Origin of the sequence: Legionella bononiensis (assembly GCF_016786215.1) — a bacterium.
In the GTDB taxonomy this organism is placed as follows: Bacteria; Pseudomonadota; Gammaproteobacteria; order Legionellales; family Legionellaceae; genus Legionella; species Legionella bononiensis.
Map to the genome: position 1 here is coordinate 547,764 of NZ_JADOBG010000022.1, position 25,696 is coordinate 573,459.

Below are 25,696 nucleotides of genomic sequence, written 5' to 3' on the forward strand. Positions count from 1 at the left end.
CGGAGAAGTAGCATGGCAATACGAGTCGCAATTAATGGCTATGGCCGCATTGGTCGTTGCATTTTAAGATCGATTTTTGAATACAACAGACAGAATGAATTTGAAATCGTGGCAATCAATGATTTATCAGGTATTGATGTCACAGCTCATTTAACCCGTCATGATTCAACACATGGTCATTTCGGATCTGATGTATCAATCGAAGGCAATATGCTCGTCGTTGATGGACACAACATCCAGGTCATTGCGGAACGCAATCCATTAAATCTTCCCTGGAACGATTTGAATGTTGATATTGTATTTGAATGTACTGGTTTCTTTACCAATAGAGAAGCAGCCATTCAGCATATTACTGCCGGTGCTAAAAAGGTATTGATTTCAGCACCAGGAAAAGGGGTTGATGCAACCGTAGTTTACGGTGTAAACCATCAGGTGATTAAAGCAAGTGATACTGTAGTTTCCAATGCTTCATGTACCACTAACTGCTTGGCTCCAATTGTAAAACCATTAAACGATGGATTAGGCATAGAACACGGATTGCTTAACACCGTCCATGCGTATACTAAAGATCAAATGCTGTTAGACGGTAGCCATAAAGATCTGCGTCGTGCCCGTTCAGCTACTCAATCAATTATACCAACCAAGACTGGTGCAGCGGCTGCAGTAGGTCTTGTTTTACCTGAACTGGCGGGCAAACTGGATGGTTTTGCTATGCGTGTACCTGTTCTTAACGTTTCCGTGATTGATTTAACATTTACAGCGAAACGTGACACTACAGTTGAAGAAGTGAATAATCTGGTTCGCCAGGCGAAAAGTCGAATTTTACAAATCAATGATGACCCCTTGGTTTCTTGTGATTTTAATCACAATCCTGCATCAGCAATTTTTGATGCAACTCAAACTAAAGTATTGGGTAATCTGGTAAAAGTAGTTGCCTGGTATGATAATGAGTGGGGATTCTCTAATCGTATGATAGATACAGCACACCAAATGATGAATTGTTAAAGGATAACGAATGAATCTGATTAAAATGAGCGATATAGACCTTGCTGGTAAACGGGTTTTAATTCGTGAAGATCTCAATGTGCCGATTAAAGATGGAATGATCACCAGTGACCAAAGGTTGCAAGCAGCACTACCCACTTTGAAATCTGCTCTGGATGCAGGTGCTGCGGTGATGGTTCTCTCGCACCTTGGCCGCCCTGAAGAAGGTCGCTTTGAAAAGCGCTTCTCCTTAGAACCTGTTGCTGATTATTTAAAGCAAAATCTCGACTATCCAGTCCGGTTTGTCAGTGATTATCTGAACGGGATTGACATTAAACCCGGTGAATTAGTCATTTGTGAAAATGTACGGTTTAATCCTGGTGAAAAAAGTAGTGATGAACAACTGGCAAAAAAATTAGCCAATCTTTGTGATGTATTTGTTATGGATGCATTTGGAACTGCGCATAGAGCTCAAGCGTCTACTTATGGTGTAGCAAAATACGCACCAGTGGCTGCTGCAGGCCCATTATTAGTGCGTGAGCTTGAAGCATTGCAACTGGTACTCAAGAACCCGAAAAAGCCCATTGTGGCTATAGTAGGCGGAGCAAAGGTATCCTCCAAGCTGAGTTTATTGAAACAATTGGTAGGTATGGTGGATTACCTGATCCCTGGTGGCGGAATAGCGAATACTTTTCTGAAGGCACAGGGTTTTGAAATTGGTGTTTCTTTGTATGAGCCAGACCTACTGGATGAAGCACGCCTGATTCTCAAACTTGCTGAAGAAAAAGGATGTAAAATTCCTCTGCCTAACGATGTAGTGGTTGGCAAAACATTCAGTGAAAACTGCCCTGCCTTTAATAAAACACTGGCTAATGTGGCTACAGATGACATGATACTGGATATTGGTCCAATGACGGTCAGTGATTATGTCGATATTATTGATGAAGCAAAAACCATCATCTGGAATGGACCCGTTGGTGTGTTTGAGTTTGCCCAGTTTGCATATGGAACCCGGGCCCTTGCGATTGCCATTGCAGAAAGTGATGCGTTTTCCATAGCGGGAGGTGGCGACACTTTGGCCGCAGTGGATCTTTATGATTTGAATAATCAAATTTCTTATATCTCCACCGGAGGTGGAGCATTTCTTGAATGTCTGGAAGGGAAAACCCTGCCAGCAGTAGCCATTTTGCAGGAGCGGGCTAAAGATGTTAAGACGAACTAAAATAGTAGCAACCCTTGGTCCAGCCAGTAAAGATCCCGTCACCTTGCGCGCAATGCTTGGTGCCGGGGTCGATGTGGTTCGAATTAATTTTTCGCATGCTGATGCCTCAGCCATACAGCTTATTGCTCTCGTGCGAGAAATTGCCCGGGAAATGAATCATCCCGTGGCCATTATGGCAGATTTACAGGGTCCTAAAATTCGAATTGGACGTTTCAAAGATAAGTCCATTACTTTGGTTGATGGCCAGAATTTTATTCTGGATTGTCAGTCCAAAGGAGAATTGGGTGATCTGCAGGGAGTTTCAGTTGCCTATCCGAATCTGGCAGATGAACTGGATGCAGGCGATCATTTATTACTGAATGACGGCTTGATTGAATTGGAAGTGACCGACATTGCTGGCTCAAAAATCCATTGCCACGTCATAGAAGGCGGCGTACTCACCGATTTGAAAGGATTAAACAGAAAAGGTGGTGGACTTGCTGCAAGAACCTTGACAGAGAAAGACGTCAACGATTTACGCACGGCAATTCAGGCTGAGGTAGACTATATTAGTTTATCCTTTGTAAAAGATGCTCAGGATATTCGCAATGCCAGGGCATTAATGACCGAATTTGGCGCTAAAGTTACGCCTATAATTGCCAAGATTGAACGAACTGAAGCTCTGGATCATTTAACTGACATTATCCAGGAAGCAGATGCCATTATGGTAGCCAGAGGCGACCTGGGAGTAGAAGTTGGCGCAGCTGAAGTTCCAGCCATCCAAAAACACATTATTGAACAAACCCGTCTTTTGGATAAAGTGGTAATCACCGCAACTCAAATGATGGAATCAATGATAACCAATCCTCAGCCTACCCGCGCTGAAGTATCCGATGTAGCCAATGCCATATTGGATGGAACAGATGCCGTCATGCTCTCTGCCGAGACTGCAAGTGGACAATTTCCTATAAAAGTAATTACTATGGTCAATAAAATTTGCTTAAGCGCTGAAAAGCACGCCAGCTTTTTTTATCATGCAGATCCCGAGTCATGTCATTATCAACGCGCTGACCAGGCCATTGCAATGGCAACCATGCACGCGGCTAATCACTTTCCGATCCAGGCAATCATTACTCTGACAGAATCCGGTGATACGGCACTATGGATATCCAGACAACACAGTACCGTCCCTATTATCGCAGTATCTGCCAATAAGCGAACCGTAGGACGCTTATGTTTGGTTAATAATGTATATCCCATTTATCTTGATTATCATAATCTGGATCATCAAAACCTGAATCAACAAATTATTCAGGAGTTAGTCAAAACACAACTCATTGATAAAAATGGCTATGTTTTATTAACCCGAGGCAGAACTATTGGAACGCCTGGGGGAACCAATTGTATGGAACTAATTTCGGTTGAAGTTTAAGCTTTAGTTAATTGAAGATAATTCATTGTGAAATCCTCCTTGTATCCCCCGTTTTTCTTATGCGAGATCAGCTGATCTCGCAATAAAGCTCCATAAATGACAGACAACTTTCCTCGTCATTCATGACACGTGTGGCTCCTAATAAACATTCTATTTAAAAATTGAAATCACATTTATAGATCTAAATGTAACAACTCTACTTAGAGTAAAATTTGAGCAAATCAAATTGTATTGGCTATACTGAAAATAATAGCTACCAAAAGAAGTCATTATGGGAAATACCATTGAAGAATCCTCTCCTCTTTACAAATATCAGGAGAAATCAGCCTGGTTAGGAGTGAGTGAGAAACAATATAAAAAAATCGCGGAAGAATTAATTTCTCTTAAGAAAAAACAACCAGAGGCAGTAACTGAATTTTTAAAAAATGTCAGTGCTTTTGATTATGTCAATTTATGTGATGCAAAAAAAGATAAAGATGGAAATTTTATGAGTGAGACCCTATTCTTGCTAGATAAGGATACTCAAAACAAATATATAAAAGCATTAGATTCATCAAAACATGGTACCTATAACATATTGGCTCGCATCCTTAATTTTATATCAATTAACTTCATCCATTTTTCCCAAACAGCCTTTGCCAAAAAAACAAATTTACTGGATCCCACTGGAGAATGTATGGGATTAACGGGTACCTGGCTGGTTACTGATAAGTTCCACAATAATTTACGCCAGGAGGTAAACACTGGCGTAGACTACAGTGAGATGCCCATGGTACGCCAGATCGCGTTTCTGCAAAGAAATGCAGAAGTAAATGATAGACATAACGCGGCATTTAAAGATAAAAAAGAACCCTATGATAAGGAAGGAAAATCAAAGATAACTCAAAATATTGTTAACGATATTGTTAAAGGTATGAAAGATGAACCCCCAAAAGATCGCATCCAATTCTTTATGAAGGATCTGGAACAAGGTTCTGGCCATACAACCGGCATGAGAATTACACATCTGGAGGGTGGGCAGTTCAAACTGACTTACTACGATCCTAATTTTGGTGAAAAACGCTCCAGCGCCTTTAGTAATGATGAGGATGGATGTTTGAAAGCAGCACAGTTCATAGAGAACGCCTTGAACTTTACTGAAACTCTATCGATGAAAACAAAAAATGTAGTTCATGTATCTTATAATATTGCATCCAGAGCTGAATTAAAAAAAGATTACGATAAAGACGCAAACCCTGGACCCGCAGATTGTAAAAAGCACGCTGAATCAATTAAAAAAGAATTACTCGATATGAAACATGCTCAGAAAGAGTCAAAAGATCTTGATAAGACAGAGGCTGCTTCCGATTCAGCTGCTCCTCGAGTTTAATCCATAACGATTATTTTTTAATTATATCGTTTCAGTTACATTAACAATCATAGGGTTATGAATGAATTATGGGATATCATGAATTCCTAATTAAAACGATAAAATCCTTTTCATTTAACACGCACCTGTCAAAGAAGATTCATGTTTTTGTATGGAATTTAGTATTTTTTATACTATATTTTAATAAACGGATTAACACGCGAGTTTATAATGATTAAACAAATATTACTTGGTGTAGTTATTCTAGCGGTTATCGCTGTGATCATTAGAGTAATCACCTGGCCTACCAATCCCTATCCAGAACAACAAGTCCCAACAGATATTCCTCATTTCAAAACGGCAGATATAGATTTTACTCATGAATTCGATTCCAAAAATTCTTTGCCTTTTATGGGCGCCGCACTGTTTGATTTACTAGGAAATGGTGAACAGTACCTTTTTGTCGGAGGTGGATACAATCAGCAGGATAAACTGTTTGTGTATCGAAAGGGTTCATTTATTGATGTTTCGAAAGAAGCAGGTATTACCAAGCCCAAACAAGATACGACTTATGGTGTTGTTGCAGTCGATGCTACGGGTGATGGAAAGCCTGATTTATTTGTCACACGAGACAGCGGCATCTATTTTTATGAAAATAAAAATGGCGTGTTTACTATCAAAAAGTTAGATGTCGCCATAGATGAACGATATGCACCTATCTCAATAGCCATAGCAGACCTGCAGAAAAAAGGAACTGTTGATCTTTTTGTAGCAACCTACGTTAAACCGCCCTACGTTGAAGGGCAATCCATTTTTAACAAAAAAAATTACGGTTCCAAAAGCATGCTTCTAAAAAACAATGGCGATAACACGTTTACTGACATTACTAATGAGGCTGGTCTGGATTACATTCATAATACCTTCCAGGGCATGTTCGTCGATTTGGATAATGATAATCAGCTGGATCTGGTTGTAGCTCATGATACAGGCCAGGTTAGAACCTATAAAAATATGGGAAACCTGAAATTTAAAAACATGCCAAATCCAACATCCGATGTGTACTCCTATCCAATGGGAATTGCAGTCGGTGACTACAACAAAGATGGGAAACCCGATCTGTTTTTTAGCAATATAGGGCCCTTTTATTGGTGGAATTTCGGATCTGCCCCACCCAATTTTATTGTCCGCGGGGACTTAACCAAAGACCAGACCTTGTTACGTGAGAATATATTTTTGCAAAATAATGGTAACTTCCAGTTCGAAGACGTGGCAAAAAAAACTAAAACAGCAAATTATGAATTTGGCTGGGGCGTTTTATTCCAGGATTTTACTAATGAAGGCTATCAGGATTTGGTTATTGCACAAAACTACATTTCCTTCCCTCTGCATAAACTCTTTCGTTTGCCAGGCCGTTTACTAAAAGAACTTCCTGACTTTACCTATGTATCAGTGGAAAAACAGTCTAATGCAGAAGATCCATTCTACAGCATATCTCCCTTAAGTACTGATTTAACTGGTAATGGATATCCCGATTTAATCTATACCAATCTGAATGGTCCTTTAAAAGTATTTATTAATCAAGGGGATAAAAATAATTATTTAAAAGTTATTATGCCTTATAAACCTGAGGCATTAGGTGCTGTATTAACATTAAAACTGGCAAATGGTGAAACTCTGACCCGATTTTTTGTACCAACCCAAGGTCTTTGTGCCTATCAAGGAAATCAAATCGTATTTGGTTTAGGCAAAGTAGATAACATTGTTTCTCTGTCCATACATTACATGAATGGAACGGATAAACAATTTGATAAACCTGAAATAAATACAACCCTGATAGTTAATTAGAATGTGTTAACAACTCGATTTAGACGTCCCGTGGACAAGACACAGGACGTCTAAACTATTGATGCGTGCCATTTTTGACTTCTGAATAATCAAATTTATTTGGTGCATTTAAATCCTTCCGCACTCGGGAATCATTCATTTACTTTTTTTAATTTCAGGGCAATGCATGTAGATATTGAAAAAAATACAGCATAGGCCACATTCATAGCTATAGGCATAATGAATTTACCGACCATTGGCAGCAGAAGATAAATGGAAAAAACTGCTAATAAAAGAAAAAATGGATTCAAGAAACTCATCCATACTGGATAATTGGTTTTACCTTTTAGAACCAAATAAAAAAAACCTAAAGACAACAACAAAGTAGTAAGACGGATAATCTGCAATAAGGTTTCATCATAAAACTGATAAGAACTGATGAGGAGATTTACATTAGCGGCATCACTATTTAATTGCACAATAGACGCGATCATCGACCGTGAACCGATCCAGACTATCCCCATAATAAAACCATATCCGCCCAAAATAGCTATAGCTGCAGGAAGTTTACCACCAGCGGGTTCGAGCATTTTATACATATGCCAAAATCCAATTAAATAGAGCGGAGCAGATAATACGGCAATGAAGTGCCCAAAACTCAATCTTTGCGTGGAGATATGCATCATAAATTGGTAAGGGATATCAGAACCATAACCTTCAGAAGTGTAATGCAGGAGAAACTCGCCGGTTCCAACCAACAGTGCGGCCACTAATCCGACTAATCCAGAAAGAACTATTTTATCGTTTGTCATATCTACCATCCCTGGTTACCAAAATTAATTTGCTTTAACTACCGGTCTTTAATTTAATTACTCATCTTTTAAAATCATAATATAAGCTTCAACGTAATCTGGCAAATGTTGAGTCTCTTGATAAAAAGCTTCTTTACCCGGATAACTTCCTGCAAGATAATCAACTTGATATAAATTATCAGCAAATGCGCCGCCTGTATCTGCCATTATCCCTGCTCTTGAGATTAACTGACCAGACTTTTCACGATACTGAACCATTAATACTTTACCCAGACCAAATTGCTTCAAGTCAGCAGCAAAGGTTACTTTGGGATTGACGGTAATTTTATGATCAGCGTCTTTACCATAACCTTTGATCCCATCGACCTGCTTAAAATACCAATAACGTTCTTGAAGATAAGGCGCTTTAGTCCGATCATAAGCAATGTTATTAGTTCTGTGGACATTAAAAATGTTCGTTTTATTATTGCCAAAATCAGCCACGACAGTACCTTGTAACAAAGCAGCCTCCAAATCCTCGCGGCTTAAATAGGCCAATACCGGCACGGGCTTGTTTTTAAGTGCGCCGGCCAATATAGCCTGTTTTCCATACTTCAAGCGAATTATTCCAGGCTTCAAATCTGCTTCTTCAAGTGTTAAACCTTGTTCATCTGCCGGCAACCCATAAAGAGCATAAGGCATTCTGGATGTTTTCATTGAACTGGCCTTAGCTAAATGAACATAATATTTGGTCATTAAGATGCGATCATTGGGCAGATTTTTTAATAAGGGTTTATTGGATGACAATTGTTTCGCCTGATTTTTATCGGGATACCAACGGATAAAATCGAAATGTTGCTTAACAAAAGCAGGATCATTTAATCGTTCCTGATTTCGGCAAATAAATTCCAGAGTCGCTTTTACTCGAGTCAATGAAATGGTGACTGCCTTACCGCCATGAATCACTTGCGGATCATAACTCGAACCTTTATTCAAATAAGCTAAGGTTTGTTTGGCAGTAGCACATAATTCAGCCCCTTTAAAATCATAAGTACCGTTAAACAACGGGGCTGATTGAACAAAATGCGGCGCAGCGAAGGTTGATTGAACGAATAGTAAACTTAGCCATAAAGTTCGTATATTCATTTATTCGGCTGTCTCCTTTTTTTCCTCGGCATTGCGGGATAAGCCCAGTTTTTCCTTAAGACGAGCCACTGCATCGGGATCATACTGTCTTGTGGTTTTGTGTTTCACCACTACAGCAGCTGTTCTGACCGGTTGGGTCGTTGCATGTTGCGTACTGTAGGCTGGAGCTCTGACAGGATAGGTTGGCAAATAATCTTCACTGGAGGCTGTTGCTACCGGATTCGCTGGTTTATTATATCCATTTGTCTGTTGATGAGTCGCACTGACAGGTTGTGAAGATGATTTAGCGGCCACAAGTTTTCGCGCATTTCTTACGCTTTTTTCTACTCGTTTCTTTATTTTGGCTGCCGCATGTTCAGACTCCTCTTCAGAAACATCACTGACTGTATTCCCATTCAAGTCAATTCGTTTTTCACGAGCTTTCAGGCAAGCCAGGTAGTCAAGACGACGAGTAAATACCACAACCGCTTCTCTTAGTTTACTTTTAGAAATACCAGCCTCAGCAGCTTTATCAGCATACTGTAAAATGTCATCCATTATGCCTGTTTTCAAAGGACGAATTCGTAACGAATTATCAAATGCACTGGGAAAATTAGCAGCCAGCCAAATCAATGCTTCAGATCGAGCTCGTTTGGATTGATTTTTCTGGGATTTATTGATTACAGCGGTGCGTGGATGCAGCTCCTGTTTTCTCATTATGGTACCTTTGTTGTAGAAAGTATTATAGGATGAAAATAACTCAAGTTATTTGATTGGATAAAGTCTATTGACCGTGCATTGTTGGTTTTCATGTCCGAAATTAGAAAATGGAATAATACGGTTATTCGCTTTAGAAATGAGCGCACAATGTACAATGTTTAACGGTTGTTTGCAAGTACTATGGAGCAATTCAGGGTACTAAAATCAAGACTTAAAGACTTCTTAATTTGTATCCGATTAGAAATATGCATTAAGATAAGCCTATAATTAATAATTTAACAAATGGTGGATTCATAATGAAACGAATAATTATGTCAATTCTTGCGATTTTATTTCCGTGGCTAGTCCTCCTGATTCGTGATAATCCAGGTGGTGCTATTGTCGCGTTAATCATGCAGGCTACGGTCATAGGATGGCCCTTTGCAACAATTTGGGCCTGGCGTACAGTTCATCCAGCAAAATTAGCGTCCAAAGATGAAGTAGAAGAATAAACTATTGCGGATTTTTAGTGTTTCAAGCAGACCAATTGGAGAAATAATGTTGACTCGTGTTATTGTTAATGGAGCGAAAGGTAAAATGGGCTCCCTTGCCTGTGAAACGCTGGCGAATCATGATGATTTTGAATTAGTAGCCCAGTTAACAAAACAAGATAATCTGGCTGAAGCCATAACCAGCACTAATGCTCAAATTGTCGTTGACTTAACTCGAGCAGATTGCGTCTATGAGAATGCTCTGACCATTATCCAACATGGTGCCTGTCCAGTTATTGGTACATCAGGATTAATTACAAACCAAATCAAAGAATTATCTGCAGAATGTGAGTCTCGACATCTTGGGGGAATAATTGTTCCCAATTTTTCAATTGGCGCAGTGTTAATGATGACGTTTGCAGCCAAAGCTTCTGAATATTTATCTGAAGTAGAGATAATAGAAACCCATCATCAACAAAAACTGGATGCTCCATCAGGTACGGCATTAAAAACGGCGGAAATGATAGCCGCAGCAAGAAAAAATAAAAAAAACACGCTTGAATTAAAAGAATTAATTCCCGGTGCTCGAGGTGGTTCTCACCATGATATCAATATTCACTCGATACGACTGCCTGGGGTACTCGCTCGACAGGAAGTGATATTCGGCAACCTTGGAGAAACACTGTCAATTACTCACGACAGTATTGATCGTCGGTGTTTTATGCCAGGGGTTTTGCTTGCGTGCCAGAAAGTAAGGGGATTAAATACCCTGATTTATGGCCTGGAGCATTTGTTGTAACACGCACACCCCGTGTAAAAAAAGAAGCATTTTTCATTTGGTTGAAAAGCCGTACCGCCGCCAAGCCCTGAACGACCTTCACTTTTTATACTTCATCCTCGCGAAAGCAGCGATGACGTATAAAAAGTGAAGGTCGTTCAGGACTTACCTCCGGCTTTTTTATAATATACGTGTACTAAACTTACTAATAAGCTAAAGCGGTACTATTAGCTCGTTTGGAAGCTTCAAACAACTCTGACCACTCAGCCACCGCTTTATCAGCAAGAAAATCAAGCTTTTCATCAGCTACGCTAAAAATACATGATAATAAATCGCGAAGACGATCATAGATTGAATTCGTTTCTTTTGTTCGTGTTGAATCCGATACAGGTCGACTTATTACTACTGAAAATATTTTTTCCAATCGTAATATATTATCGTTACCTGCGTTCTTATCTTGCATTAGGCCTCGAATTTTATTGATACCAGTGGGTGAGGCAGTAGATTTTTTCCCATCAAACAACCCCAAACCCCACGAATCTTTTTTAGGTTTATGAAATCGGCTTTCTTCATTGATTAATGAGGTTAATGCATCATAAAGTTTGGTACAAACATCTTCGCCTAACTGCCTAGCAGTTAATTTACAGAGCAAATCATTCCCAGATAAAAAATAAGACTTCAAGTTTTTACTAATATTTTTAACTTCGTTGTCTGTGGCCATCACATCATCATATTGCACGCCTTTTCCCGTACCTAAACGAGCATTAATCGCCTCGATAATATCTGCTGGCAAATACATATCCGGGGTTTTTATACCGTCAGACCCTGGAGCGTTTTGTCCCGCATGCTCATGCTGATGTCGGGTCATATAGATGTCTGCAAATATATTAACAAAATTAATACGCTCTACTTTATCACTCGGGATACCAAATTTAGGCCATACACCATATTTTTCTTTAAATAAAATCATGGCATCAGTGTGCATTAACTCTATAGCTTTTCTATCCTTTCCGCTGACACAGGAACCATAGCTATGACCATCTACGGTCAGGGTAATCAGCTGCTCTAAAGATGTTAGAAACAGCTCTCTTCCAACATAATCCCTAAAAGTCGCTGAAAAAAGAGGGGATTCAAGTACTCGTTTATACTCGTCTAAAAGATCCTGTAATCCTGGAGTATTAGCCACATAAGTTTGTGCGGTCTTTAATAAATGGAGACTATCAGGATCATCCGAAGCAGTATAATAGAAATACTTCGCATAATTAAAAGGATGATTATGTTGTAAAATATCGGGCGCTTTTCCGCTTTTTTGAACAGTCGCTCGCGCGTATTTAAATAATTCCAGATCAGGTGGAAGAGGCAAATATTCCAAAACCATTGAAGGGATATAGTCCACCCCGTGAAGTGGGCTGATGAGGGTCTGCAATAAACACAGCTGTCCTGGTTTTGCATGCTCCATAACTTTGGCAAAATTTGCATCGCTATGTCGCTGTTGAACTGATTCTGGTGCATCCAAAACATCACGACTGACTATATGGCTGGATCTAAAGCGTTTACCAAATAAAGGTTGTACATCAAAAGTTTGATCTTTTTTTACAACTTGGGGATTAATTTTTAATAGGCTATGAGCTGCATAGTTTGCTGGAATGGGTAATGTCCTATGGCGACTGGATAAAAAGGACATCACATCCTCCACCCGATCCGCTTTTTGCAAAACGTGTGCTAAAAAGCTCTGTTGTACCTTGGATAATGACCAATACCACAAGGGAAGATTAGCTATATTATCGAGAGAATTCCTGAATGCGACACTGTCTTTTTTATTCAGTATATACTCTTTAAATTTAATTAAATTCGCATCAAATTTATCGGGTTGAGCCGCTAATACTTTGATCATTTCCTTTTGAGCTTTACTAAACCCCTTAGCCCGAGGATCCTCAGATTTATCTTTATACCAGGTAGGATACGGTTGAATGTCTTTATAAATTTGGTCTAATTCAGCAGCGATGTTAAGCGAGGCTCCCTTTATCTCATCCCAGCTGGCAATGAAAGAATTGATATCCTGCATAATTGACGTGGGTTGAAGGGGACTTAACTTCAGATGAGTAAAATAAGCTTTTTGATATTCATCAATATTCTTAAACCATACCGGAGTTTTGGGATAATTTCTTGATTTTAAATCTTTTAATTCGTTTAAAAATTCTTCGGAATAAGGTGGAAGAGATTCATCATATTGTAAAATATACTCTGTACCATGCTCCATTTGCATGGGCATTAATGTTGCCAGGTCGGGACGTCCTTGACTCATTAATACATACTGCTCTGCTTCATTCAAACAGGCGACACCCTCATGAATCGCAGTACCTTTCGGCCAATCCCAGGAAGTTGCTATTACTTCAACCAATCTGGCAGTATAATTTTCCAGTTCTTTTTGTAACTCTTCAACAGAGTCTTTTGTTAAATCGCAGGATTCTTTAACTTCTTCTGCATAAGCTTTTAATGTTTTAGCTGTCAAGGCCGTAAATTTGGGGTCGAGAGGATATGCATCCAGCATGAACAAAAAAGCATCATGGAGACTGTTTATCCGTCGTTCATAACTTCGTTTGTAATCGGGTTTTTCCTGAAAATATTCGATTTTATAATTGGGTATGAGAGTATCTAATGTACGAGATAACTCAGGCGATATTTCAGTACCTTCCAAAACACGTAAAATTATACCTTTTCCCATAGCTTATTCCCTTACTGCTTTTTGTTTTCATTATTGTATAAATAATTCAATGAAACAATCGTATGTTTCGTCATTAAAATTATTTTCTCAGATAAGATATCAGGAAGTTGAGTACCTTAATAGTTTTACTTCATGCTAAACTATATTTTTTTTTTGGATAAATAATAAAGGGATGTCTATGAAAAGTATAGAGGATTTTGTAGGGTTTTCTGAGTCAGGTATTGATGATGCCGTACAAAATGCGCTGGAAAATGCAGGGAATCCAATGCATTATGAAGTGGTGGAAACACTCGGCTCGCAAAATAATAAAACCAGGCGCCAATATCAGGTCACCTTAAAAACAATAACTGAATAAACAATTGCGACTATAATGTTAAGTTAACGGTTCACTTTAAACCAGATGACGCTCAGATACATGTCAAGACCGTTTAATTATTCGCCAGTTTGAACGAATTCAGCAATAAACCATGTGATTAAGTTAAGCACCGACATACGGCGCTCATTACACACAATTAAAAAAGGAGTTTAACAATGGGATATAACGTACCGCATTTTATAGGTGGTCAACTGATCAATGAATCCAATACTGAAGCCCATCCTATTTTCAATCCAGCCTTGGGCGAGACCATTGGTCAGGTTCATTTTGCCTCTAAAGCGGTCTGCGATAAAGCAGTAGCAACGGCAAAAGAAGCGGGAATTGAATGGGCGCAGACCCCAGCAATCAAAAGAGCACGTATCCTTTTTAAATTCAGAGATTTATTAGAAAAGCATCAAATGGACCTGGCACGTATTGTTACTCGCGAGCATGGTAAAACTCTGGATGATGCCAAAGGTTCGGTTGCACGTGGCATAGAAGTAGTTGAATTACATTGTGGACTGGTCAATCAGCTTAAAGGTGACTTCTCTGCAGATGTAGCTAGCAATATAGACTGTCATACCTTCAGACAACCCCTGGGTGTATGCGCTGGCGTTTCACCCTTTAATTTTCCAGTGATGGTTCCTATCTGGATGATGATTCCAGCCATTTCCTGTGGCAATACCTTTATTTTAAAACCATCAGAACAAGATCCCTCTGCTCCAATACGTTTAATGGAATTATTAAATGACGCTGGTTTACCCCCAGGAGTTGTCAATTGCTTGCAGGGTAATAAAGTCACAGTCGAACACTTATTGGCTCATCCTGATATAGCCGCATTTACTGCAGTAGCATCTACACCAGTTGCCCAATCCATTTATACTACCGCTACAGCCTATGGTAAACGCGCTCATACTTTTGGTGGCGCTAAAAATCATTGTGTCGTCATGCCCGATGCTGATTTGGATCAAGCCGCCAGCGCCATAGTCGGTGCAGCATATGGTTCTGCTGGTGAACGATGCATGGCTTTGTCTGTAGTCGTTGCTGTGGGTGATCAGACCGCCGATGCGTTAATCGCCAAAATGGCACCGCAGATTCGTGCAATGAACATTGATGCCGGAGATGTTGCTGGCACGGACATGGGTCCGTTAATCAGCAGTGCTCACCGTCAAAAAGTTCTGGCCGCGGTTGACAAGGGCGTCAGTGAAGGCGCTCAATTAATTATTGATGGCCGTTCTTATAAGCATCCACAATATCCTCAAGGTTTCTTTATGGGGCCCTGTCTATTTGATCAGGTCACTGAACAGATGTCAGTATATCAAAATGAACTATTTGGACCCGTACTCGTCATAGTCCGGGTTAATCATTTTGATGAGGCTCTGGCTTTGGTCAACAGGCATCAATACGGTAATGGTACTGCCATATTTACTCGGGATGGATTTACCGCTCGTGAATACAGTCAAAAAGTACAGGTTGGCATGATAGGAGTGAACATTCCTATACCAGTGCCCATTGCCAATCATCCCTTTGGAGGCTGGAAACGTTCCTCCTTTGGAGATACCAACATGCACGGAGATGAAAGCATCCATTTCTACACGCGTCGTAAAACAGTTACCAGTAAATGGCCCATCACCAAATTAAAGGGAAGTGCTTTTGCTATGCCAACTCATTAACATGACCAATTAAACGGAACACTATTAATTATTATGGAGTTAGAAATGGCTAGAATAGGATTTATAGGATTGGGGCATATGGGTTTGCCCATGGCTATTAATCTGCTCAAAGCGGGGCATAAAGTCACCGGGTTTGACTTGCAAGAGTCTGCCCGGGCTCATTTTGCTGAAGCTGGTGGCTTGGTTGCGCTCACTCAGCAAGAAGTAGCAAACCAACAAGATGTCCTGATTACTATGCTGCAAACAGGGGAACAAGTCTTACGCGTGTGTAAAGGAATAGATGGCTTATTCAGCAAGGTACAATCAGGCACTTTATTCATTGATTGCTCTACCATCGATGTGTCCTCTGCTCGCGAGTTTCATCAGATGGCAAAGGAACACCACATGCGCACTGTGGACGCGCCGGTATCAGGCGGTGTAGCCGGAGCAGCTGCCGCAACGTTGACCTTCATGGTTGGCGGTGATCTTGATGCGTTTAATGCCGCCCGCCCTATTCTCGCCAATATGGGACAAAAAATTATTCATACTGGTGGCCCTGGAAGTGGTCAGGCTGCAAAAATATGCAATAACATGATTCTTGGTATTTCAATGGTCGCTGTCTCCGAAGCGTTTATTCTGGCAGAACAACTGGGCTTAACCGCTGAAAAACTCTTTGAAGTGGTCAGTAACTCATCAGGACAATGTTGGGCAATGACCAAATACGTTCCTGTTCCAGGAGTATTAGATAATGTTCCGGCCAACAATGAGTACAAACCCGGTTTTGCTGCTGCAATGATGTTGAAAGATTTAAAATTAAGTCAGGAAACTGCCCAGTCAGCGCATGTTAAAACTCCCTTGGGAGCCCAGGTAACCAAATTGTATCAACACTTTATCGATCAAGGACTCGGTGAGTCCGATTTCTCAGCAATTATCAAACTGATTGCCAAAGGCGACGAGGTATAAAATGAACCCTGTACATTTATCACACCCTAAACTGAGTAACACTCTGGAATCATTAACTGAATTCTGGTCTGAAATCGCGAGTCAGACCCTTGATTGGATTCGCCCCTGGGATACAGTGCTTGAAGGAGGCTTTAAAGACGGTGATGTCACCTGGTTTAATGGCGGCCAGTTAAATGTCAGCGCCAATTGCCTTGACCGACATTTACCGCAAAAAGCAAATCAAACGGCCATTATTTGGGAAGGTGATATTGAACAAGAACACAAAACGCTGACGTTTGCTCAATTACATGACGAAGTCTGTCGAATGAGTAATGTACTGAAACATTTGAATGTACAAAAAGGGGATAAAGTAGGTATCTACTTACCGATGATACCCGAAGCAGCTATTGCCATGCTGGCCTGTGCTCGAATTGGAGCAGTCCATACCGTAGTTTTTGCCGGTTTTTCACCTCATGCCTTAAGACAACGTTTAATCGCCTCCGAGTGTAAATGTTTGATCACTGCTGACAGCTTTAAACGCGGTGGGAAGAATGTCAATTTAAAGGAACAGGCCGATGAAGCCAGTGAGAATCTGAACCTGCAAACCCTTATCATTAAAAAAGACAATTCACCTGTTTCATTTAATGCCAAGACCAATCATTGGTGGCATGAACTCAAACAGAAGGTATCTGCTCAATGTGAACCTGAACCCATGAATGCAGAAGACCCTCTATTTATATTATATACCTCGGGGAGTACGGGACAACCTAAAGGGGTAGTTCATACTACTGGTGGATATCTGGTACAGGCAGCCTATACCCATCAATTGATATTTAATTGCCAAAGTAATGAAGTATTTTGGTGTACTGCCGATGTTGGCTGGATTACTGGGCATAGCTATGTGGTTTATGGTCCCTTATGTAACGGAATTACTACCCTGATGTACGAAGGAATACCTACCTGGCCGAACCCGGCAAGAAACTGGCAAATTATTGATAAATATCAGGTGAATGTGTTCTATACAGCGCCTACGGCCATTCGTTCATTAATGCGTGCTGGTGACGAATGGTTAAATACAAGCTCCAGAGCGTCCCTTCGCCTGTTAGGAACTGTTGGTGAGCCCATTAATCCGGAAGCTTGGAATTGGTATCATCAAAAGGTAGGACAAGGAAGATGCCCGGTTGTTGATACCTGGTGGCAAACTGAAACAGGTGCCATCATGATTAGTCCCAGAGCTAATGATTCAGTAATTAAACCAGGTGCAGCGAGTCACCCAGTCCCAGGAATTGTTCCAGTCTTATTAGATGAACAAGGACATGAAATACATGAAGCAGGAGCAGGATCTCTGGCTATAAAATATCCATGGCCTTCAATCGCCAGAACTATAGCAGGTGATCATCAACGTTATCGTACGACCTATTTAAGGAATGGCTATTACATAACCGGCGATGGGGCCAAACGAGATAAAGATGGCGATTACTGGATTACTGGCCGCATCGACGATGTATTGAATGTTTCAGGGCATCGCCTCGGTACCGCTGAAATTGAAAGCGCCCTCGTCAGCCACCCCAGTGTAGCAGAGGCTGGTGTAGTGGGTATTCCACACGACATAAAAGGACAGGGGATTTTCGCATTTGTCATCTTAAAACAGGGTCATGTTGGCGACGATCGGTTAAAAGCAGCATTAATCGAGCGGGTTAAAGAAGAGATCAGTGCTATAGCCAAGCCGGATGAAATCTATTTTGCTATTGATTTACCTAAAACCCGTTCGGGTAAAATAATGCGCCGGATTTTACGAAAAATAGCCTGCCATGAGGTGGAAGACATATCCGAATTAGGCGATTTATCGACTCTATCCAACCCTCATGTTGTTGAAGAGCTGATGAAGGATCTCTCTGAACGGGACAAATTTTAATTAAATAACCGATCAATAATTTCGGGAATTTCGTCAGCACTGTAATCCTGAACTCAGTGCTTACTCTTCACCTGAAATTTTTGCGGACTCCATTTCGCGGATGGGTGTGTGATTTCTAAATAGAAATCAATCATCCATTCGCTACCATTAATGATTTATAATTTTACGGATTCAGGAACCCAGGATAATCCAGAAGAATTAAATTCCATTTGATTCAGATCATCTTCCTGCGTTCTCCATGGCGGTATATTATCAGATATAAAGTCAGTCATCCCATTGGAACAGGCGTAGCCTTCTAATGCCCTAATCGGTATTGATGGCATCATTCGTGCAGGACGATATTCACCGCTGGTGAATAGCTCATCACCACCTAAAGCCTGATAAATAGCTCCCGGACCGGAAATTTCTTCAACCAATGATTTAAAGTATTTTTGTAATACTTGTTTTATTTTCAACTGGGGATCACGTCCATTCATGAATAAGAACTTGGGATTCGTATTGGCATATTTGATTGAAAAATAAAACTCAGCAACCTGATCCTCTGATAAATGAAATATCTTGGCAAATAAGGTCTCGCCAACAAATTTATAAAAATCTACAATTGTCTTACATTGTTCGACTTCTTTTCTTAAGTCAAAAAGAGTTCCTTTTCGCATTTGAATTTGCTTAAATGCCTCCGTTTCACAAATTTCAGCTTTAGCGTCAATTAATGCAGTAAAAGGATCCTTATATATTTTGATTAATTGTGCAGCAACTTTACTCATAAAGACTGCAGTATCATTACAGTCACTGTAAGCAATAATGTCTGTATTTATCGCACATCGTTCAGTACCTGATTTTTGACTTGGAGGTGTGACAATCGATCCCATATTTACAACTACTGGAATACCTGCTTTTTTAATAGCATACATTTTTTCGTTGTCCTGATATTTCAAAGGAAGATCAATATCCGCATAAACCTTACCTCTCACCAATTCGGGTATCCAGCGAACCAGATCTGAAGCTGCGGCAGGATTACCACCTTGGCCTAAGTTTTTTAATTCGAGTCTGATTAATTGAAGCAACTTAGCTGAAAGTGGAGATAAAATTAGCTTAAGATTATCAATATCAACCAAGACAATAGAATAATCTAATGCAAATGTTTTTAATTCGGTGAGGGCTTGTGAATTCAATAAGTTAGAACTATAAATCAATGTATTGGTCACAGTTGATGGATGATCGCTTCTATCGATCAAACATTGTTGTTCCTTCTCCCGCAATGCAACGGTTGATTGGGTACTAAACCAGACAGCTATTGGATGATGGGTATTAAAAACATAGGGTAAGGTATCATCCAGTTTAATACCACATATGGATATACTGGCAAATTCCGGATCAATCTCTGGTTTTCGATCAGGATTTTCAAATAGATAATTGACCCAAGCTTTTCTTATTGGATGCGTGTATGCCAAACTCCATACCGGAGTAGTTTTCAACAGCTGATGATTGATCCACTCCCATATATCATCTGTCACATCAACATGAAATCTCTTGCATATTTTAATTAGGTGCTCAATTTTTAACGAACTTGCCGATACAAGTTTCACCAGTTTTGAACTCAATGTGGTTCTGTTCGTCTTATGAAACAACGCGGAAAGTTGCTCCATAGCCAGTGGACTATTTACAATATGATTCAATACATTCACTTTATATAAATGCCCTCTGAGTTTTACCATGGGATGCATACTGAATAGATTATGAAATAGATCAAAGAATACTGAACCATTTTTCATGCCCAGTTTACTTTTTATGATAAATTGAAGTTTTACCTTGTAGTGATCTGTATAATAATTGCTAAAAAGTTTAAATCTACTCATGCCCGAGCTGAACTATATTTGAACCGTGTGAAATAATAACATCCAACAGGATGGTAAATCAATACAAATAAGGCACAAAACAACCAAACCATCCATGATTAAAGCAAAATGATCTTTACATGAATAGCCGATGCTAAAAGAAGACAAATCAATTATGAATTATTGCTAATAGGGAGGAAGATGGTGAAAAAAGACCAGAATTGACTCTGTACCCAGGTCACTATAAAAACAACTCGTCTTGAAGCAAAGCTTAATCCAATGCAAACCAGGAATTTAATACTGCGACCAATTCATTAATCCCGTCTTTTTTCAGAGATGAAAAGGATTGAACAGAAATCAAATGATCAGCCAAATCATAATGCTTACGCACTTTAAGCACTGTATTTTTTACATCGCTACGACTTAATTTATCAGACTTAGTCAATAAAATATGTACTGGAAGCTGGCGATTCAAAGCCCAATCTATCATCATTTGATCGAGATCCTTTAAAGGATGGCGTACATCCATTAACAGAATCAAGCCTTTAAGACTCTCCCTGACCTCAAGATAGTGCGCCAGATTTTTTTGCCACTCCAACTTCACTTGCAGGGCTACTTTAGCATAACCATAACCCGGTAAATCGACCAGTCGACGTTGTTCATCCAATGAAAATAAATTGATTAATTGTGTACGGCCTGGTGTTTTACTGGTTCTGGCAAGACTTTTTATACCGGTTAAACAATTTAAAGCACTGGATTTACCGGCATTTGATCGGCCTGCAAATGCGACTTCATACCCGGAATCTTCAGGTAATTGGTCTACTCGGGCTGCACTTTTTAAAAATACTGCTTTAGAATATAAATTTACTAACATGGGATATAATTTCATTTTGGGATTTTGACCTAAGCAGTGTACCATTAAAATATCAATTTTTTATGAGATAACGATGAAAAAATTAGCACTCACTCTAATCTTGTGCTTCCCGGCAGTTATATATGCACAGGAAAATCCACAAACAGGGCAGAATAAGGCTCAAGTGTGTGCTGCCTGTCATGGTCAACAAGGTATAAGTCCTACACCAGAATGGCCTAATCTTGCAGGTCAACATCAACAATACCTGGTAAAACAATTAAAAGACATGAAAGAAGGAACTCTGCGTATCGCCCCTACCATGACAGCGATGATTGCCAATCTTAATGAACAAGATATGAATGACTTGGCATCATTCTATGCTAAAATGCCACTCGCTGAAGGGTCTACTCCTAAAAAATACCTGCAGCGTGGCGAGCAAATTTATAGAGGCGGTGATTTTAATAAACACATCACGGCGTGTATTGCCTGCCATGGCCCCAAAGGCACAGGTAATGCCCAAGCTGGTTTTCCGGTCCTTTCTGGCCAGAAAGCAGCATACACAGTGATGCAGTTACAGGCATTTAAAGACGGTAAACGAACAAATGACTTAAACCATATCATGCGAGATATCAGTAACAGAATGACTCAGGATGATATGGAAGCAGTAGCCCATTATATTGAAGGTTTATACTAAGGAATTAACCATGTTTAAAAAATTAATCTGTATTCTATTGTTGTTACCTGCTATGGCACTTGCAGCCGAATTTGTAGAGGGTAAAGATTACCAACTGGTCAGCAATCCTCAACAATCGGTAAATAAAGGCAAAATACCCGTGATTACCGAATTTTTCAGCTATGGTTGCCCGTGGTGTTATAAAATTGATCCCTCAGTAAGTGAGTGGGCAGGTAAAATGGGAACCAATGTGCAACTGGATCGCGTTCCTGTAGTATTCAAACCCGAATGGGAGTTATATGCCAAAGCATACTATACCGCTAAAACCTTAGCTTTATCTGATAAATTAAGCCCCCAATTATTTAAAGCCATCCAGGAAGAGAAAAAACCTTTGTCAACAAAACAATCAATGATAGATTTTTTTACAGCTCATGGTGTTGATAAAGAAATTGCCAAAAGTGCTTTTGAAAACTCGCCGACTATTGATATGCGTGTGCAAAATGGCATGACGTTAATGGCCGGTTATCAAATCAATGCCGTACCTGCGTTTGTGATAAACAACAAATATAAAACCGATTTGCAAATGGCTGGCAGCCAGGAACGTTTATTTCAGATCCTCAATTACCTGATCCGAAAATCAGTTTAATCCATCCAGATAACTGTTCTGTTTGTTCCCCTTATCAGCTTCGCATGATATGGGCAACAAACAAAGCACACAAATCCATGATTTCGATATATTGTTAATTTGGTGAGGATACGTCGGATTGTTGAATCTTGGTCGAGCAGCCAGCTTTGAGTTCAGCTTGAATGAAACATGGCCGTTCCCTGATAGGGGCCGACCGTGTACTTAACGTGACTCGCGTCCTTATAAACCCTTACCAGGGTTTTCCAGACTTAAAATTCCCGTATTGAAATCATAGGCAAATATTTCAGCATATCGCCCCCAGTCAATCATTGTACGTAAAACGCGATCCGCTTCTTTCTCACTCAAATAATCTTCCAACTTACTTAAAAAGCGCTCTTCAGAAACACGATGTCCTACTTTTTCATCTAAAACCCTGCGTATATAGCGGGCAAGGGGAACTTTTTCCAATAACCTTTGAGCAAATAACTGCTTTCGCTCTTGCAAATCAGCTTCGGAAAACTGTTTCCCCAAATCACTGAGTTGTATGTCACCTGCCGATACCTTGGCAAAACCAAGTATTTCCAAAGTTTCAAGAATAGGAAACAAATCATCAATATTCATCATGAGCTCATCAGCAAGCTCAGGTAAATCGATGCGTTCCTCAAATGATTTCATGGTTTCAATCAATCCTGACAATTCTGAAGGTTCAACATCAGGCAATCTGTACCCTAAACCAATCTGACGCTCTCTTTGCGCACGTTTAGCCTTTTCTTTAGGACCCGTAGTCATTAAGGTATAAATCTTATCAACCAAAGCACGAAACTCTGGAGTTTCAGGATCTCGGGGTTGAGGTAAAGTCACTGGTAATTCAGCTCGAATATACCCAGGATCATTACCAAAAATCACAATTCGGTCAGCAAGAGTAGCCGCTTCCTCGATATTATGGGTTACCAATAATATTCCATTAGTGTTGGTTTTCTTTTCTTTCCACAATTCCAGCAAGTCAGACTTTAGGTTTTCTGCAGTTAATACATCAAGTGCCGAAAACGGTTCATCCATTAACAGAACGTCGGGATTAATTACCAAAGCACGAGCAAAACCAACCCTTTGCCGCATCCCTCCAGACAGCTCTTTTGGAAATGCTGATTCAAAGCCGTCAAGACCAATAATATCAATGGCTTCAATTGCTCTGTGCCTGCGTTCATCACGACTGATCCCTTGTGCTTCAAGGCCAAGTTCTACATTTTCCAACACATTAAGCCAGGGCATCAGTGCAAAGGATTGAAATACCATGGCAATTCCTGCCACGGGTCTGGTAACCGGTTTCCCTCTATAGGTGACTGTTCCACTGGATGGGGCTACCAATCCAGCAATAATCCGTAACAAGGTGGATTTACCCGAACCTGATTTACCCAATAAAGCGACTATTTCACCTTCCTGTAGTTTGAAATTAACGTCCTCAAGAACCAACAAATCCTGAGAAGAAGCCTTTTTAAAGGACTTCCTCAGATTTTCTATGGCAATAATGGTTTCAGACATAAGTGCCTCAATTAAAATTAAAACGCTCTTCAGCTAATCGATATAGTGGACGCCATATGAGGTGATTAAAAGCCAAAACATAAACGCACATCATTGCAGTCCCTAGAGCAATTTTTGGAAAATCACCCGCAGTTGTACTGGCCTGTATGTATTCTCCCAGTCCAGTCGCTTTAAGAGTAATATTCCCCCAACTCACCAATTCAGCCACAATACTGGCGTTCCAGGCGCCGCCTGCAGCTGTGATGGCACCCGTGATATAAAATGGAAAAATACCGGGTAAAGCCAATCTTTTCCACCAGTTCCATCCTTTCAGGCCAAAATTATCTGCAGCAAGATATAAGTCTCTGGGAATACTTGATGCTCCAGCAATCACATTAAATAATATATACCACTGAGTGCCCAGAATCATGAGTGGAGTGACCCATATTTCTACACTTAAATGAAACTCAACTATCGCTATGACAAATAGGGGATAAAATAAATTGGCTGGGAAGGCAGCAACAAACTGTATTACAGGCTGTATCTTCTGAGCAATTCTCGGTCTTAAACCTATCCATACCCCAACCGGTATCCAAATTAATGAACTGAGTATAATTAATACGATAACCCTGGTACCTGTAGCAGCTCCAAGTAAAAAGACATGCAAAATATCGCTGACTTTCAGCTCAGCAAGAATAAATCTCAATAATAACCAGCCACCACTCACTATAGATAACAGCACCAAGGCTCCCCATAGCCTATCCAGACGTTTCTGTCGTTTAAAATCAATTTCCTTAACTGCTTTAGGCTCACTGATTCGTAACCATCGGGCATTCACAAAACCATCAACCAATACTCCAATACCTTTGGTAAATCGTTTCATCAATCGACTTCCGCGTATCAAGTCAATCAGCCAGGATTGATACTCGGATTCATCTGGTGATTGTTCCACTTTAAATTTTTCCGACCAGGCAATTAAAGGTCGGAATAAAATTTGATCGTATAAGAAAATAACAATCATCATCGTCAAAATGGCATAACCCACTGCATGTAAATCTTTCTGTGCAATAGCCAAGGCGATATACGACCCAATTCCAGGTAATCGGATGTTTTGATGCGCAACCGAAATGGCTTCGGATAGAACCACAAAGAACCAGCTTGCTGACATGGATATCATCATATTCCATAATAATCCGGACATGGAGAATGGAACCTCCACTTTCCAGAAACGCTGCCATGCCGAGAGTCGGAACATCGAGGAAACTTCTTTTAAATCATGAGGCAAGGTTTTTAATGATTGATAGAAACCAAAAGTCATATTCCAGACCTGGGCACAAAAGATTGCAAAAATGGAAGCACATTCTGGGCCTAACAAACTATTGGGGAACAGATGGATAAATCCAGTAACCGTAATGGATAAAAAACTGAGTACGGGAATGGATTGTAATATATCAATGGCAGGAATAATTACCTGCTCTGCCCGACGATTTTTGGCAGCCAGAGCACCGACTACAAAAGTAAATATAATTGAAAAAATTAACGCGATAAATAAGCGTAGTACGGTACGTAAGGCATAAAAAGGAAGATTGGAAGGAGCCAGAGAAATAGGGATCTGATCGCCCAATTGATAAGGTGTGGCCATTTGTGATCCGGCCCAGCCTAAAAAAAACAAAACAGAAAAAATTAAAATCAGTAACAGCATATCCCAGCGATTAATAAATCGGCCAACTGTATCAGGATTAGCAAAATAAAAACGACTGTTACGTACCATGAATTATATACCTTAATTTTAGACAGGGATTAGTAAGCTTTTCGTAAGTCCCAGTCAAAATAAAATACCACAAAATGGCCTTAATCTATATACGTCATGCGCTTTACAAGGACAAGTTCAGCTAAAATTTAAACAGCATGACCTCGATTTTTGTTCAGA

21 protein-coding genes are annotated in these 25,696 nt (G+C 40.1%); 13 read left to right on the forward strand and 8 right to left on the reverse strand.

Annotated elements, in window-relative coordinates:
* Positions 1-12 precede the first annotated feature (12 nt).
* The 5 genes from gap (at position 13) to IZU94_RS15905 (ending at position 6,810) form a co-directional block, all read left to right on the forward strand.
* Positions 13-1,005 carry a type I glyceraldehyde-3-phosphate dehydrogenase gene (gene gap / locus IZU94_RS15885; protein WP_203112889.1) on the forward strand — a complete coding sequence of 331 codons (993 nt, stop codon included), beginning with the start codon at positions 13-15 and terminating at the stop codon, positions 1,003-1,005.
* Positions 1,006-1,015: 10 nt separating this feature from the next.
* Positions 1,016-2,206 (forward strand): phosphoglycerate kinase, encoded by a 1,191-nt coding sequence (locus IZU94_RS15890; RefSeq protein ID WP_203112891.1) that lies wholly within the window; start codon positions 1,016-1,018, stop codon positions 2,204-2,206.
* Entirely contained in the window at positions 2,190-3,617 is a 1,428-nt protein-coding gene (pyk, locus tag IZU94_RS15895; protein WP_203112893.1) for a pyruvate kinase, read from the forward strand. Before IZU94_RS15890 ends, pyk begins: the two co-directional genes overlap by 17 nt.
* Positions 3,618-3,888: 271 nt before the next feature.
* Positions 3,889-4,986: a hypothetical protein gene (locus tag IZU94_RS15900; protein WP_203112896.1), complete on the forward strand. Its 1,098-nt coding sequence runs from the start codon at positions 3,889-3,891 to the stop codon at positions 4,984-4,986.
* A 210-nt stretch (positions 4,987-5,196) separates the two neighbouring features.
* Positions 5,197-6,810 (forward strand): CRTAC1 family protein, encoded by a 1,614-nt coding sequence (locus IZU94_RS15905; protein ID WP_203112898.1) that lies wholly within the window; start codon positions 5,197-5,199, stop codon positions 6,808-6,810.
* A gap of 131 nt (positions 6,811-6,941) precedes the next feature.
* Here the strand turns inward: IZU94_RS15905 and IZU94_RS15910 are convergent, their stop codons facing one another.
* Genes IZU94_RS15910 through IZU94_RS15920 form a run of 3 tightly spaced genes read right to left on the reverse strand, consistent with a single transcriptional unit; the run spans position 6,942 to position 9,422 of the window.
* On the reverse strand, positions 6,942-7,601 hold the full coding sequence (locus tag IZU94_RS15910; protein WP_203112900.1) for a DUF6796 family protein: 660 nt from the start codon (positions 7,599-7,601) through the stop codon (positions 6,942-6,944).
* A gap of 57 nt (positions 7,602-7,658) precedes the next feature.
* Positions 7,659-8,726: a hypothetical protein gene (locus IZU94_RS15915; protein ID WP_203112903.1), complete on the reverse strand. Its 1,068-nt coding sequence runs from the start codon at positions 8,724-8,726 to the stop codon at positions 7,659-7,661.
* The gene (locus IZU94_RS15920) at positions 8,727-9,422 is read right to left on the reverse strand and encodes a ProQ/FinO family protein (RefSeq protein ID WP_203112906.1); all 696 of its coding nucleotides are present in this window, start codon (positions 9,420-9,422) and stop codon (positions 8,727-8,729) included.
* Positions 9,423-9,721: 299 nt separating this feature from the next.
* Here IZU94_RS15920 and IZU94_RS15925 point away from each other — a divergent pair, with 299 nt between their 5' ends.
* Positions 9,722-9,916, forward strand: coding sequence for a hypothetical protein (locus tag IZU94_RS15925; protein ID WP_203112909.1), 195 nt, complete (start codon positions 9,722-9,724; stop codon positions 9,914-9,916).
* A gap of 46 nt (positions 9,917-9,962) precedes the next feature.
* Complete coding sequence (dapB, locus tag IZU94_RS15930) at positions 9,963-10,694, forward strand: 4-hydroxy-tetrahydrodipicolinate reductase (protein WP_203112912.1); 732 nt, start codon at positions 9,963-9,965, stop codon at positions 10,692-10,694.
* Positions 10,695-10,878: 184 nt separating this feature from the next.
* On the opposite strand, the gene IZU94_RS15935 is transcribed toward dapB, so the two are convergent.
* Positions 10,879-13,398, reverse strand: a complete 2,520-nt coding sequence (locus tag IZU94_RS15935; RefSeq protein WP_203112914.1) for an oxidoreductase — start codon at positions 13,396-13,398, stop codon at positions 10,879-10,881.
* 178 nt (positions 13,399-13,576) lie between these two features.
* Here IZU94_RS15935 and IZU94_RS15940 point away from each other — a divergent pair, with 178 nt between their 5' ends.
* The 4 genes from IZU94_RS15940 (at position 13,577) to acs (ending at position 18,262) form a co-directional block, all read left to right on the forward strand.
* Positions 13,577-13,753 carry a dodecin domain-containing protein gene (locus IZU94_RS15940; RefSeq protein WP_083501243.1) on the forward strand — a complete coding sequence of 59 codons (177 nt, stop codon included), beginning with the start codon at positions 13,577-13,579 and terminating at the stop codon, positions 13,751-13,753.
* A gap of 176 nt (positions 13,754-13,929) precedes the next feature.
* A complete protein-coding gene (locus IZU94_RS15945; RefSeq protein WP_203112917.1) occupies positions 13,930-15,426 on the forward strand; it encodes a CoA-acylating methylmalonate-semialdehyde dehydrogenase in 1,497 nt (498 codons plus the stop codon).
* A 45-nt stretch (positions 15,427-15,471) separates the two neighbouring features.
* Complete coding sequence (gene mmsB, locus IZU94_RS15950; RefSeq protein ID WP_203112926.1) at positions 15,472-16,368, forward strand: 3-hydroxyisobutyrate dehydrogenase; 897 nt, start codon at positions 15,472-15,474, stop codon at positions 16,366-16,368.
* Between the two features lies 1 nt (position 16,369).
* Positions 16,370-18,262, forward strand: a complete 1,893-nt coding sequence (gene acs / locus IZU94_RS15955; RefSeq protein WP_203112929.1) for an acetate--CoA ligase — start codon at positions 16,370-16,372, stop codon at positions 18,260-18,262.
* Between the two features lie 155 nt (positions 18,263-18,417).
* Here the strand turns inward: acs and IZU94_RS15960 are convergent, their stop codons facing one another.
* The gene (locus tag IZU94_RS15960; protein WP_203112932.1) at positions 18,418-20,118 is read right to left on the reverse strand and encodes a glycosyltransferase family 88 protein; all 1,701 of its coding nucleotides are present in this window, start codon (positions 20,116-20,118) and stop codon (positions 18,418-18,420) included.
* Positions 20,119-20,368: 250 nt separating this feature from the next.
* On the reverse strand, positions 20,369-20,971 hold the full coding sequence (yihA, locus tag IZU94_RS15965; protein ID WP_203113432.1) for a ribosome biogenesis GTP-binding protein YihA/YsxC: 603 nt from the start codon (positions 20,969-20,971) through the stop codon (positions 20,369-20,371).
* 73 nt (positions 20,972-21,044) lie between these two features.
* Here yihA and IZU94_RS15970 point away from each other — a divergent pair, with 73 nt between their 5' ends.
* Both IZU94_RS15970 and IZU94_RS15975 read left to right on the forward strand, forming a co-directional pair.
* Entirely contained in the window at positions 21,045-21,644 is a 600-nt protein-coding gene (locus IZU94_RS15970; protein WP_203112935.1) for a c-type cytochrome, read from the forward strand.
* Between the two features lie 10 nt (positions 21,645-21,654).
* Complete coding sequence (locus tag IZU94_RS15975; RefSeq protein ID WP_203112938.1) at positions 21,655-22,269, forward strand: thiol:disulfide interchange protein DsbA/DsbL; 615 nt, start codon at positions 21,655-21,657, stop codon at positions 22,267-22,269.
* A gap of 219 nt (positions 22,270-22,488) precedes the next feature.
* On the opposite strand, the gene IZU94_RS15980 is transcribed toward IZU94_RS15975, so the two are convergent.
* Positions 22,489-23,787 (reverse strand): ABC transporter ATP-binding protein, encoded by a 1,299-nt coding sequence (locus IZU94_RS15980; protein WP_058472937.1) that lies wholly within the window; start codon positions 23,785-23,787, stop codon positions 22,489-22,491.
* A gap of 7 nt (positions 23,788-23,794) precedes the next feature.
* Positions 23,795-25,537, reverse strand: a complete 1,743-nt coding sequence (locus IZU94_RS15985) for an ABC transporter permease (RefSeq protein WP_203112939.1) — start codon at positions 25,535-25,537, stop codon at positions 23,795-23,797.
* Positions 25,538-25,696: the final 159 nt, after the last annotated feature.

Bases quoted from the DNA above. Each gene is read 5' to 3' on its own strand.
- gap (WP_203112889.1), top strand. From the start codon at position 13: ATGGCAATACGAGTCGCAATTAATGGCTATGGCCGCATTGGTCGTTGC.
- IZU94_RS15890 (WP_203112891.1), top strand. From the start codon at position 1,016: ATGAATCTGATTAAAATGAGCGATATAGACCTTGCTGGTAAACGGGTT.
- pyk (WP_203112893.1), top strand. From the start codon at position 2,190: ATGTTAAGACGAACTAAAATAGTAGCAACCCTTGGTCCAGCCAGTAAA.
- IZU94_RS15900 (WP_203112896.1), top strand. From the start codon at position 3,889: ATGGGAAATACCATTGAAGAATCCTCTCCTCTTTACAAATATCAGGAG.
- IZU94_RS15905 (WP_203112898.1), top strand. From the start codon at position 5,197: ATGATTAAACAAATATTACTTGGTGTAGTTATTCTAGCGGTTATCGCT.
- IZU94_RS15910 (WP_203112900.1), bottom strand. From the start codon at position 7,601: ATGACAAACGATAAAATAGTTCTTTCTGGATTAGTCGGATTAGTGGCC.
- IZU94_RS15915 (WP_203112903.1), bottom strand. From the start codon at position 8,726: ATGAATATACGAACTTTATGGCTAAGTTTACTATTCGTTCAATCAACC.
- IZU94_RS15920 (WP_203112906.1), bottom strand. From the start codon at position 9,422: ATGAGAAAACAGGAGCTGCATCCACGCACCGCTGTAATCAATAAATCC.
- IZU94_RS15925 (WP_203112909.1), top strand. From the start codon at position 9,722: ATGAAACGAATAATTATGTCAATTCTTGCGATTTTATTTCCGTGGCTA.
- dapB (WP_203112912.1), top strand. From the start codon at position 9,963: ATGTTGACTCGTGTTATTGTTAATGGAGCGAAAGGTAAAATGGGCTCC.
- IZU94_RS15935 (WP_203112914.1), bottom strand. From the start codon at position 13,398: ATGGGAAAAGGTATAATTTTACGTGTTTTGGAAGGTACTGAAATATCG.
- IZU94_RS15940 (WP_083501243.1), top strand. From the start codon at position 13,577: ATGAAAAGTATAGAGGATTTTGTAGGGTTTTCTGAGTCAGGTATTGAT.
- IZU94_RS15945 (WP_203112917.1), top strand. From the start codon at position 13,930: ATGGGATATAACGTACCGCATTTTATAGGTGGTCAACTGATCAATGAA.
- mmsB (WP_203112926.1), top strand. From the start codon at position 15,472: ATGGCTAGAATAGGATTTATAGGATTGGGGCATATGGGTTTGCCCATG.
- acs (WP_203112929.1), top strand. From the start codon at position 16,370: ATGAACCCTGTACATTTATCACACCCTAAACTGAGTAACACTCTGGAA.
- IZU94_RS15960 (WP_203112932.1), bottom strand. From the start codon at position 20,118: ATGAGTAGATTTAAACTTTTTAGCAATTATTATACAGATCACTACAAG.
- yihA (WP_203113432.1), bottom strand. From the start codon at position 20,971: ATGTTAGTAAATTTATATTCTAAAGCAGTATTTTTAAAAAGTGCAGCC.
- IZU94_RS15970 (WP_203112935.1), top strand. From the start codon at position 21,045: ATGAAAAAATTAGCACTCACTCTAATCTTGTGCTTCCCGGCAGTTATA.
- IZU94_RS15975 (WP_203112938.1), top strand. From the start codon at position 21,655: ATGTTTAAAAAATTAATCTGTATTCTATTGTTGTTACCTGCTATGGCA.
- IZU94_RS15980 (WP_058472937.1), bottom strand. From the start codon at position 23,787: ATGTCTGAAACCATTATTGCCATAGAAAATCTGAGGAAGTCCTTTAAA.
- IZU94_RS15985 (WP_203112939.1), bottom strand. From the start codon at position 25,537: ATGGTACGTAACAGTCGTTTTTATTTTGCTAATCCTGATACAGTTGGC.